This is a genomic window from Streptomyces sp. JK94 (assembly GCF_053613315.1).
Genome location: NZ_JBSICH010000024.1, coordinates 57,339 through 68,205 on the forward strand (window position 1 = coordinate 57,339; position 10,867 = coordinate 68,205).

General features: G+C 72.1%; 11 protein-coding genes and 2 tRNA genes. 10 read left to right on the forward strand and 3 right to left on the reverse strand.

Annotated features, from left to right (window positions below):
* The first annotated feature begins 64 nt into the window (after positions 1-64).
* Entirely contained in the window at positions 65-1,132 is a 1,068-nt protein-coding gene (locus tag ACVV2G_RS21400; protein ID WP_453844351.1) for an SCO2583 family membrane protein, read from the forward strand.
* Between the two features lie 110 nt (positions 1,133-1,242).
* Here the strand turns inward: ACVV2G_RS21400 and ACVV2G_RS21405 are convergent, their stop codons facing one another.
* A complete protein-coding gene (locus ACVV2G_RS21405; protein WP_453844452.1) occupies positions 1,243-2,385 on the reverse strand; it encodes a M48 family metallopeptidase in 1,143 nt (380 codons plus the stop codon).
* A 142-nt stretch (positions 2,386-2,527) separates the two neighbouring features.
* On the opposite strand from ACVV2G_RS21405, the gene ACVV2G_RS21410 reads away from it, so the two are divergent.
* From ACVV2G_RS21410 to ACVV2G_RS21450, 9 genes are all read left to right on the forward strand, one after another.
* A complete protein-coding gene (locus ACVV2G_RS21410; protein ID WP_453844352.1) occupies positions 2,528-2,689 on the forward strand; it encodes a hypothetical protein in 162 nt (53 codons plus the stop codon).
* A 130-nt stretch (positions 2,690-2,819) separates the two neighbouring features.
* Positions 2,820-2,987, forward strand: a complete 168-nt coding sequence (locus ACVV2G_RS21415; RefSeq protein ID WP_453844353.1) for a hypothetical protein — start codon at positions 2,820-2,822, stop codon at positions 2,985-2,987.
* Positions 2,988-3,059: 72 nt separating this feature from the next.
* Positions 3,060-3,758, forward strand: a complete 699-nt coding sequence (gene nadD, locus ACVV2G_RS21420) for a nicotinate-nucleotide adenylyltransferase (RefSeq protein WP_453844354.1) — start codon at positions 3,060-3,062, stop codon at positions 3,756-3,758.
* Positions 3,759-3,774: 16 nt separating this feature from the next.
* Positions 3,775-5,592 carry an LCP family protein gene (locus ACVV2G_RS21425; RefSeq protein WP_453844355.1) on the forward strand — a complete coding sequence of 606 codons (1,818 nt, stop codon included), beginning with the start codon at positions 3,775-3,777 and terminating at the stop codon, positions 5,590-5,592.
* Between the two features lie 125 nt (positions 5,593-5,717).
* Positions 5,718-6,164 carry a ribosome silencing factor gene (rsfS, locus tag ACVV2G_RS21430; protein ID WP_453844356.1) on the forward strand — a complete coding sequence of 149 codons (447 nt, stop codon included), beginning with the start codon at positions 5,718-5,720 and terminating at the stop codon, positions 6,162-6,164.
* Positions 6,161-6,832 carry a histidine phosphatase family protein gene (locus ACVV2G_RS21435; protein WP_453844357.1) on the forward strand — a complete coding sequence of 224 codons (672 nt, stop codon included), beginning with the start codon at positions 6,161-6,163 and terminating at the stop codon, positions 6,830-6,832. Before rsfS ends, ACVV2G_RS21435 begins: the two co-directional genes overlap by 4 nt.
* A gap of 121 nt (positions 6,833-6,953) precedes the next feature.
* A tRNA-Ala gene (locus ACVV2G_RS21440) sits at positions 6,954-7,026 on the forward strand.
* 378 nt (positions 7,027-7,404) lie between these two features.
* Complete coding sequence (locus tag ACVV2G_RS21445; protein ID WP_003976229.1) at positions 7,405-7,638, forward strand: hypothetical protein; 234 nt, start codon at positions 7,405-7,407, stop codon at positions 7,636-7,638.
* 142 nt (positions 7,639-7,780) lie between these two features.
* Positions 7,781-7,853: transfer RNA gene (locus tag ACVV2G_RS21450), tRNA-Ala, on the forward strand.
* A 54-nt stretch (positions 7,854-7,907) separates the two neighbouring features.
* Here the strand turns inward: ACVV2G_RS21450 and ACVV2G_RS21455 are convergent.
* Positions 7,908-9,521, reverse strand: a complete 1,614-nt coding sequence (locus tag ACVV2G_RS21455; protein ID WP_453844358.1) for an NADH-ubiquinone oxidoreductase-F iron-sulfur binding region domain-containing protein — start codon at positions 9,519-9,521, stop codon at positions 7,908-7,910.
* Positions 9,518-10,774 (reverse strand): ferric reductase-like transmembrane domain-containing protein, encoded by a 1,257-nt coding sequence (locus tag ACVV2G_RS21460; RefSeq protein WP_453844359.1) that lies wholly within the window; start codon positions 10,772-10,774, stop codon positions 9,518-9,520. The genes ACVV2G_RS21455 and ACVV2G_RS21460 overlap by 4 nt, the downstream gene beginning before the upstream one ends.
* Positions 10,775-10,867 lie beyond the last annotated feature (93 nt).

A 10,867-nucleotide genomic window follows, 5' to 3' on the forward strand; every position in this document is an offset into this window, starting at 1 on the left:
ACGTGTCTTGACTTGGCCCGTCCCCGCGCGTTTACACGCCCTTCCGCGGACCCACCCTGAAGGTATGGCTGGGCCCGGCGACCCGCCCGGAGGGACGCCCGAGGGCTTCCCCGGAGGCGGAGAGGACGAATACCGATCCGTCGTCTTCGACGAGTCGTTCGTCCGCGCTGCCCGCCTCCAGGAGTTCTCCGCACAGGAGCGCATCGCCGACCGCGCGCCCGCCGTGCGCAGCCGTGCGCCGCTGCGCCGGACCGGCCTCTCCCGGCAACTGCTGGTCCTCGCCGTGCTGATCGCCGTCGCCTTCGGCACCACCCTCTACATGGGCGTACGGCACCCGTACCAGCGCCCCGCCCAGCGATTCGCCGAGCCGGCGCGGATGACCGTGGTCCCGCTCGCGCCGGTGAACAGGGTGCCCGGGGCCGAGGACGCCGCCCACCTCTACGAGCACAGCCCCGCCGCGCACTTCCGGCCCGCCGCCGAGGGCGTCCCGCTGCCGGGCGCCCGGCGCACCGCGCACTTCTCGTACGACCAGGTGCTCCGCGCGCTGACCACCGCCCGGCACTACATCGTCCGCTCGGCGCTCGACCCCGACGTGCTCGGCGGCCAAGGGGTCCACTCCGTACGGGTGCTGCTGGCTCCGGACCAGCTCGAGCAGTTCGACGAGAGCTTCGAGAGGCCCGCCCCGGACGGCCGGCACGCGCCCACCGGGTGGCTGGTGCGCTTCGACCCGGCCCGTGCCCAGCTCGACGACGCCGGGATCAGGGTGAACGGCAGCATGCGGGTCGCGGAGACCGAGGCGTCCACGCTGGAGGTCACCGCGGACCACACCATGGTCTACCCGCTGCGGCCCGCCGGTGACGACCGGGCCGAGGCGTCGCTGTTCACCGTCCGGCGCGAGCTGCGCTTCCGCTTCGGCCTGGAGGACCTGCGCCTGCACCAGACGCAGCTCGTCGCCTCCCACGTCCAGGCCGGGCCGCTGTCCTGCGCCGAGGACTCGGTGAGCCACCTCCGCCCCCTGCTCGCCGGCCAGACGGCCGGGACCGGCGAGCCGCCGGGCACCGACCCCTACACGGCGGACCCTCCCGCTGCTCTGTGCGGCACCCTCGCGTCGGGCGCCCAGCCGAGGGCGTGAGGTGCCCGCCGAGGGTGTGAGGTGCCCGCCGAGGGTGTGCGGGGCCCGCCGAGGGTGTGCGGGGCCCGCCGACCCTTCCCCGCGTCCCCGCGTCCCCCGTACCCGGGCCCTCAGGCGCCGTCGCGCGGCGGGCGGTCGTCCGGGCTCTGGGGGCCGCCGGTGTCCTCCGGGCCCCCGGACGGCCCGTCCGCGTTCTCGGGCGGCCTCGGCCGGGAGGCCGTGAAGCCGCCGAAGCCCCGCCTCATCCGGTCCCCGAGGTCACCGGCGCCGCCGGCGATGTCGTTGACCAGCTTCATCAGGGGGTCCTTGGAGTCGCGCACATCCGTGGCGTAACTGGACGCCGACTGGCGGAAGGAGTCCCGGACCGAGGTGTCCCTGTCCTCGTCGCGCCGCGGGTAGTGGCCGTCCATGATCCGCTGGTGGTCCCGGGACTCCGCCCACTTCTTCAGCTCGGCGGCCCGCACCGTGGTGAAGGGGTGGGAGCGGGGCAGGACGTTCAGAATCTTCAGCACGGAGTCGCGCAGGTCGCCCCCGGCCTCGTACTCGTCGGCCTGCTCCAGGAACGCGTCCACGTTCATCTCGTGCAGGTGGTTCCCGCCCGCGATCTTCATCAGGCCGCGCATGGAGGCCTGCAGGTCCTGGCCGACCAGCAGACCCGCGCGGTCGGCGGACAGCTCCGACTTGCGGAACCACTCGCGCAGCGCGGTCACGATCGCCATGATCGCCACATTGCCCAGCGGGATCCAGGCGACCCGGACGGCGAGGGACGTCAGGAAGAGCAGGACGGTCCGGTAGACCGAGTGACCGGACAGCGCGTGCCCGACCTCGTGCCCGACGACCGCCCGCATCTCCTCCTCGTCCAGCAGCTCGACGAGGCCCGTGGTGACGACGATGACCGGCTCGTCCAGGCCGATGCACATCGCGTTCGGCGTCGGGTCCTGGTTGACGTACATCGGGGGGACCTTCTCCAGGTCCAGGATGTAGCAGGCGTCGCGCAGCATGACGTTCAGGTGGGCGAACTGCCGGTCCGAGACCCGCACCGAGTCGGACAGGAACAGCAGCCTGAGGCTTCGCTCGGGCAGCAGGCCGCTCAGCGCCTTGAAGACCGTGTCGAAGCCGCTCAGCTTGCGCAACGCCACCAGGGCGGAACGGTCGGCCGGGTGCTCGTACGCACGTGAGGAGATCCCGGGGAAACGCCTGCGCTGCCTGCTCGGCACGTTCTCGTGCCCGTTGTGCTGGTGGCCGTCGGACATGTCATCCCCCATGTGCGTGTGTGTGGCCTGTACGTGCGTCCGGTCCTTTACGGACCCTTGTGCGACCCTTTGCGCCCCCGAAGCCGAGCCCAGCCCGGGCGGAGATACCGTGGACGGGCAGTGCAACGAAGGAGTCCACGTCATGGCGCACACCCCCCACACCGACTGGCTCGCCGCGGCGGCGACCGCGGCCGAGCAGCAAGGGGCGGGAAATCTGCTCCGGGTGGTGCTGGTCGTGATGGTGGTGGGCTGTGTGCTGACCGCGTGGTTCCTGCTGCGGGGGTACAAGCGGAAGGACGACTGAGGAGAACCGAAGGTTCCCCGGACTTCCCGGCCCCTCCCCAACGGCGGAGTCGGCGTGATCGCCGGTGAGGCGCCCGCATACGATGGGCCGACGTCTTTATTCCGCCCACACCGGATAGGTCCTGCCGAAGATGAGCTTCCACAGCACCGCTGCCCAGATCGCGACCCTCGCCTCCGAGGGCGGCGAGGAGCACAGCGGCAACCACGAGAGCCTCAGCCCGTACGTCACCGGCATCGGCGCGTTCGTCATCCTGATGCTCCTGCTGTGGATCACCACCCGGTTCAACCGCGACCGCTGAGCACCGGGGCCGTCGGCCGGTGACCGTGGGTCCGGCAGGAGTCCTCCGGCCGGGCCGGTAGGGTCTGCACGCATGGGAGAGCAGGACATGCCTACCGGCCCGGCGCACGCTCCGGCGCGCGGCACGCAGAACCGCGCGGTGCCCGCCCGCGCCACCGGCCGGGGCACCGGCCCGTCACCGTCGGGCAGGCGCCGCCTCGGCGTCATGGGCGGCACCTTCGACCCGATCCACCACGGGCACCTCGTGGCGGCCAGTGAGGTCGCCGCGCAGTTCCACCTCGACGAGGTGGTGTTCGTGCCCACCGGGCAGCCCTGGCAGAAGAGCCACCGCACGGTCTCCGCGGCCGAGGACCGCTACCTGATGACGGTCGTCGCCACGGTCGAGAACCCGCAGTTCTCGGTGAGCCGCATCGACATCGACCGCGGCGGCCCCACCTACACCGTGGACACCCTGCGCGACCTGCGCGCGCTCAACCCGGACGCGGACCTGTTCTTCATCACCGGCGCCGACGCCCTCGCCCAGATCCTCACCTGGCGCGACAGCGAGGAACTGTTCTCCCTCGCGCACTTCATCGGCGTCACCCGGCCCGGCCACACCCTCACGGACGCCGGACTCCCCAAGGGCGGCGTCTCGCTCGTCGAGGTCCCCGCCCTCGCCATCTCCTCCACGGACTGCCGTGCGAGAGTCGCCAAGGGTGATCCCGTCTGGTACCTGGTGCCGGACGGCGTAGTGCGCTATATCGACAAGCGCCAGCTGTACCGCGGCGAGTGAGCCGAGAGGGGCACCGGTGAACGACGGATACGACGCGGGGTACGGCGGCGGCGACCCGTACGAGCTCGTCGGCTACGACGAGTACGGCCGCCCGGTCTACCGCCAGGCCCAGGCACCGGACCCGTCCGGCGCACAGCAGCCGTACGACCCGTACGCGCAGCAGCAGGGCGGACAGTACGACCAGCAGGGCGGACAGTACGGACAGTACGGCCGGCAGGACGAACCGTACGGACAGCCGGGCGGGTCGTACGGACAGCAGGGCTACGGCTACGACCCGTACGCCACGGGCGCCCCGCCGCCCGCCCAGCAGCCGTACGACCCCTACGGCTCCCAGGGCGGCTGGGACACCGGCCGGCAGGCCCCCGCCCCCGGCCACGGCTCCTACGACGGTTACGCCGCGGGCCCGCACGAGCAGGCCTCCTACGACCCCTACGGCCAGACCGCGACCGGCGCCCGGCAGCCCCTGGTCGCCGAGCAGACCGCCCACATCCCGCAGCAGGCCGGCCCGCGCGAGGAGCCGGAACCGGCAGCGGGGACCGCCGAGGCCGCCGGCCCCGACCGGGAGTACCGGACCGAGCAGTTCGCCTTCGTCGAGGAGCCCACCGACGACTCCGAGGACGTCATCGACTGGATGAAGTTCACGGAGAACCGCACCGAGCGCCGCGAGGAGGCCCGGCGGCGCGCACGCGCGCGTGTCGTCGCCCTCGCCGTGGTCCTGGCGCTGATCGCGGTCGGCGGCGTCGGCTACCTCTGGTACGCCGGAAAGCTCCCCGGCATGTCCTCCTCGGACAGGACGACCGGCACGACGGCGGCGGGCGCCCAGAAACGCGACGTGATCGCCGTCCACCTGCACGACACCAAGGGCGGCGGCACCTCCACCCTGCTCCTCGTCGACAACACCACCACCCGGCAGGGCACCGCCGTGCTGGTCCCCAACACCCTGGCCCTGACCGGCGACGACGGCACCACCACCACGCTCGCCGAGTCCGTCGACGACGCCGGCCCCGACGCGACCCGGACCGCGCTCGACTCGGCCCTCGGCACCGACATCGAGGGCACCTGGCGCCTGGACACGCCCTACCTCCAGATCCTCGTCGACCTGGTCGGCAACATCGAGACCGACACCGACGCCGACGTCCCCGACCCGGAGGCCAAGGACAAGGACGCCGCACCGCTCGTGCACAAGGGCGAGGGCCAGACCCTCAGCGGCAAGATGGCCGTCGCCTACGCCACCCACCGCGGGTCCGGCGAGCAGGCCAACGCCCAGTTGCAGCGGTTCGGGCAGGTCATGCAGGGAGTGCTGCGCAAACTGTCGTCCGACCCGCAGGCCGCGACGACCACCGTCCAGACGCTCGGTCTGATCCTCGACCCGCCGCTGACCGAAGAGGACCTCGGCTCCTTCCTCGCCGGACTCTCCGACCTGGCCAAGGGCGGTGACTTCAGGACCGCGCTGCTGCCCGTCCAGGACGACGGCAGGCTCAGCGCCGAGGCGAGCGACAGCGTCGTCAAGGACGTCCTCGGCGGCACCGCCAAGAGCCCCGACGAGGACGCGGCCGTCAGCGTCTCCGTCCGCAACGCCACCGGCGTCGAGGACCGCAGCGGCGAGGCCCGGGTCGTCCTCTTGAACGGCGGCTTCACCTTCCTGGAGGGCGGCACCGCGTCCGGCACCGAGGCGACGTCGGAGGTGGTCTACGCGAAGGCCGCCGACAAGGAGAACGCCGTCCAGGTCGCCAAGACCCTGGGGCTGCCCACCGACTCGGTCACCCAGGGCGAGGTCTCCGCGAACGCGAGGGTCTCGGTGGTCCTCGGCCAGGACTACGAACCGGCCTCCTAGAACCGGCCTCCTGGAACCGGCCTCCTGGAACCGGCCTCCTGGAGGGCGGGCGATTATCACGTGGGCCGCCGTCGGCGGTCGTGAGACCCTTGAGGTCAACCGACCGCCGACCCGAAAGCCAGGCAGTGACCGCGACCGACCGCTCCATCGAACTCATCAACGCCGCCGCACAGGCGGCAGCCGACAAACTCGCGCACGACGTCATCGCCTACGACGTCAGTGACGTGCTGTCGATCACGGACGCCTTCCTGCTGGCCTCCGCGCCCAACGACCGCCAGGTCAAGTCGATCGTCGACGAGATCGAGGAGCGGCTCAGCAAGCAGCTCGGCGCCAAGCCGGTGCGCCGCGAGGGCGACCGCGAGGCCCGCTGGGTCCTGCTCGACTACGTCGACATCGTCGTCCACGTCCAGCACAGCGAGGAGCGCGTCTTCTACGCCCTGGAGCGGCTGTGGAAGGACTGCCCCGAGCTGGAGCTGCCCGCCGACGCCAGGGAGACCCGCGGCAAGGCGGCGGAGCACGCCGAGCACCAGGCCGCCGGGGAGGCGACGGACACCGACGGGGACTGGCGATGAGCGCCACCGGCGAGGTGGCGGCCGGCAGGCCGGGCCGAGGCCGCCGCATCATCCTGTGGCGGCACGGCCAGACCTCGTGGAACGTGGAGCGCCGCTTCCAGGGCACCACGGACGTCGAGCTCACCGGGACCGGCGTAGCCCAGGCCCGCCGCGCCGCCCGGCTGCTGGTCGGCCTGCGGCCCGACGCGATCATCGCCTCCGACCTCGCACGGGCCGCGCACACGGCCGCCGAACTGGCCGCGCTGACGGGCCTGGGCGTCACCCAGGAGGAGGGCCTGCGGGAGACCTACGCGGGCGTCTGGCAGGGGCTGACCCACGAGGAGATCCTCGCCCGGCACGGCGAGGAGTACGCGGCGTGGAAGCGCGGCGAGCCGGTCCGCCGCGGCGGGGGCGAGCTGGAGACCGAGGTCGCCGACCGCGCCGCCCCCGTGGTGCTCCGGCACGTGGAGAAGCTGTCCGAGGACGGCACCCTCGTCGTGGTCAGCCACGGCGGCACGATCCGCACCACCATCGGCCGCCTGCTGGGTCTGGAACCGCACAGCTGGGAGAGCCTCGGTGGCCTGACCAACTGCTGCTGGTCCGTCCTGGGCGAGGGCGCCCGGGGCTGGCGCCTGCTGGAGCACAACGCCGGCACGCTGCCGGAGCCGGTGCTCGGCGACGACGACTGAGCCGCCGCGAGCGGGGCCGGCCCCCCGGATTTCACTTTCCGGCAGGTCGCAGGCTAAAGTTCTTCTTGTTCGCCCCGCCGAGCGAGGTGGAACACCACACGGCCCGGCCGGGTGGCAGCAAGGGGCTATAGCTCAGTTGGTAGAGCGCCTGCATGGCATGCAGGAGGTCAGGAGTTCAATTCTCCTTAGCTCCACGGCCCACGGACGAATCCCGTCCCCCTCGGGGGGCGGGATTTTTCGTCTGTGCCCACGTGAGCAACAGGCGTCCCGCAGGCGTATACCCCTCCGGGACTCCGTGTCCGGACCGGTACTTCGGCGTCGCTGACCGTGTTGGCCCGGTCGTGGCAGAATCAAACGGCCGGAAGGGGACCGCGGCCCGACGGGAGGGAGTGGCGATGCCTGCGAGCATCCTCGAGGAGGTCGGTCATCTCCTCGGCGGAGCGGTGACACGGAACACGAGCACCCGTCTCAGCTGCCCCTCCTGCGGTTCCGGACACGTTGCCCAAGTCCTCGGCGACAACGGCGGGATCTCTTTCGTGTGCACGGCCTGCGGCCACAGCTGGAGCTGATCGATGGGTGCACACAGGCGGAAGTGCGACTGGTGCGGTAGTGGCACTCCGATCGTGCGGGACATGGAGCCGGTGAATCCGGACTACCAGTACTGGTGCGAGGAGTGTGCGCGGGCGCTGATCATAAAAGGCGACCCGATCGAGACGTACCGCGAACTCGAGGGCGAGCCGATCTACGGCCGGCTCCTCGAGGAGCACTGCACGCTCAAGCGGTTCTACTCGTTCGTGACGGCCTAGTGCCGCCTGCGAGCGCCCACGGGTGCCCGCTCCGGCACCTACGGCGCCGGAGCGGGCGGAACGGAAACGATTTGGTGTTGGGCCCGGTGGACCGTGTAATGTTGGCGTCGCCGCCGGGGAGACCGGGCGGACGAAGAGGCAAGGGGCTATAGCTCAGTTGGTAGAGCGCCTGCATGGCATGCAGGAGGTCAGGAGTTCAATTCTCCTTAGCTCCACAGGAAAACCCCCCGGATCATGATCCGGGGGGTTTGTTCGTGTCCGGCCCGTGGTCAGCGGCCGAGCGCCCGGCGCCCCCGGCCCGGGGAGAGGACCGGCAGGTTGGTCCGCGAGGACGGGGCCGCCTGCCCCCGGGCCTCCTCCTCGATGCGCAGGGCCAGCGCCGGGCAGCGGCGCACCGCGCGGACCGCCTTGGCCTCCGCGAAGCGCGGCACCTCGGCCTGAGCGATCGTCGGGAAGCCGTCGGCGCCGAGCTGGAAGACCTCCGGGAGGATGTCCGCGCACAGGCCGTGGCCCCGGCACAGCGTCCAGTCGACGTAGATCTTCTGACGGCTGGGGCCGTTCTCCTCCCCGCCGCCGGGGACGCCCGTGGGAGCCCTGCCGCCCTCGAAGAGCGGCAGGACACCCTCCACGCGCCGTCCGCAGCCGTTGCCGAGGACATGGGCGGCCAGGTCGTCCGTGAACGCCTTGAGGGTCGACTCCAGGAACATCGCCGAGCCGTCGGGGTGCGAGCAGGCGCCGCGCCGCTTCACGTTCCGGGCGACCTGCTTGACCGCCTCCAGGGCCGCCGGGCCGCCGCCGTTCAGGATGTCCTCCAGGCCGCGCGCGGCGGCCGGCAGACCGAGGTAGCAGGGACCGCACTGGCCCGCGCTCTCCTCGGCCAGCCACTGCGCCACCCGCAGCGACTCGCCCAGCGGGCAGGTGTCCTGACCGATCGGCAGGATCGCACCCGCGCCGAGCGAGCCGCCCACCTGCTGCAGGGAGTTGCGGGAGACGATCGCCTCGCCGACGGTCGCCGCGTCGATCCACTTGCCGTGGTAGCCGCCGGTCAGCACGCCCTGCGGCACCGGCGGGGCGCCGGCGAGCTGGAGGACGTAGCGCAACGGCACACCGGTCGGCACCTCGATCACCATCGGGCGGGCGACCGCGCCGGAGACGGTGAGCATCACGGTGCCCGGCTCGTCGTACAACCCGGTGTTGCCGTAGCGCTCCGGGCCGATGCGGGCGGCGATCGCCAGCTGGGCGAACGTCTCCGCGTTGGACAGCAGGGTCGGCGCGCCGCCCACGCCGCTCCTGGAGGCACTGACCTTGCGGCCGGGCGGGAGCGCCGGGCCGCCGTCGATGGAGCGGATCAGCGAGGCCGCCGCGCCGGTGACCATGCGGACCGGATTGCGCTGCACGCGCGCGCGGAGGGCGGAGCGGCGCCCGTTGCTCAGGCCGCGCTCGGCGAGGGCGGCCTCCATGGAGCGCTGGGTGGACTCACGCGTCACCCCGATGACCAGCGTGCGGGCGCCCATGGCCTCGGCGCACAGCAGCGCGCCGTCCAGGATCAGGTGCGGGGCGCGGTTGATGAGCACCGTGTCCTTGCGGCAGGCGGGCTCGTCCTCGCTGCCGTTGACGACCACGACCGGCCGTACGCCGCGCTTGATCGCCGTCTCGGCGACCGAGCGCAGCTTCTTGTGGAAGGGGAAGCCCGCGCCGCCGCGGCCCTTCAGGTTGATGCGTTCGGAGAGCTGGGCGAGCTGTTCGCCGCCCAGCGGTTCGAGCGGCCCGTGCACCTTCAGGTGCATGGGCAGATCCAGGCGCTCGACAAGGTCGAAGCCCGACGTGAGCTGGGGAAGGCCGACCACGCGGACTTCTGGGACGTCGGGCAGGGCCTCGTTCACTTAAAGCCTCCGGAAGGCGTGTTCCAAGGTTCGCCCGAACCCGGTGCGTCGAAGTCGTAGGACATGTCGTAGGGCGAGGGGCCGGGGGACGCGCCGGGGTTTGGTTCTGTGGCGGGACCGCTGTTGTACGTGTCGTTGGAGTAGTACGTGTCGTGGACGGCGTTCGTCTCACGGGTGTCGTACACGTCACTCGAGCCGTACCCGGACGCGTCCGGATTGCCGTAGACCGGGATGGTGTGACCCGTGTCGTTGAGCGGGTCGTAGGCCGAGGGGGGTGCCTCGCCGACCGGCGGCGGTGACGGTACGGGCCAGCTCCCCGAGGTGCTGCCGCCGCCGTCCACGGACGGCGTCGTCTCGGTGGGCAGCATGTCCGGCGGCAGCCGGCCGGGCGCGGTGGCCTCGGCCGCCAGCGGCGTCCGGTGCGGGGCGGAGGGGCCGGACACGGCGCGGTAGGCCGCCGCGAAGCCGCCCGCCGGTTCCGAGGGGGTGAGCCGCTCCGCGGACTCGTACAGCGGCGCGGACGAGGACGCCGTACGCGGCCCGGAGGCCCCCGGGCCCGCGTAGCCCGGCAGCGCGGAGGCGGTGGCCGTGCGGGCCCGGTCGTCCTCCCGTTCCTCCCGGATCCGCCGCTCGGCGATCCCGAAGAAGCCGGCGATCCGGTCGGCGACCCGGCGCTTGACCGGGCGGGGCGCCGCGCGCAGTGCCAGGACCGCCATGACGCCGAGCACGGACAGGGCGTACAGGACCGTGAAGACCGGCTTCGCCGCGCGACCCGCGTAGAGCCCGTGCAGCAGGGCCAGGCACCACGCCGGGTAGGCCAGCATGTGCATGGCCCGCCAGCGGGCGGCCACGGGGGCCGGGGAGGCGAAACGGTTGCGCAGGGCGCCGGTGACCCCCACGAAGATCATGAGCATGCTGGCCAGGGTGCCGAAGCCGATCAGGACGGACCTGCCCCCAAACGCCTCGTCCTCCGTGGCCAGGAGTCCGAACGGGATCACCGCGGCGACCCAGGTGGTGTGCGCCAGTGTCAGCTTGACCCCGATGTGCACCAGCAGGAACACCACCGAGGCGACCGCGGTCGTGCGGTGCACCGCCTGCGCCAGGATGCGTCGGCGGGTGTCGAGGACCACCCGGTCCTGGGCGACGAGTCCCCAGATCACCGAGCAGCTGAGGAAGACGAGGGAGAGGACGCCGGCGCCGAAGTCGAGGAAGTGGGCGAAGGTGTCGTCCACCGTGCTGTCGTTCGTCACCACGGCAGACCTCCCCACGTCAGGGACGTGCGGGAAGGGGGAGAGCTGTCACTGCGGGGGCGGAACGGGGGAGGGTTCATGGAGGCAACTCCGGAG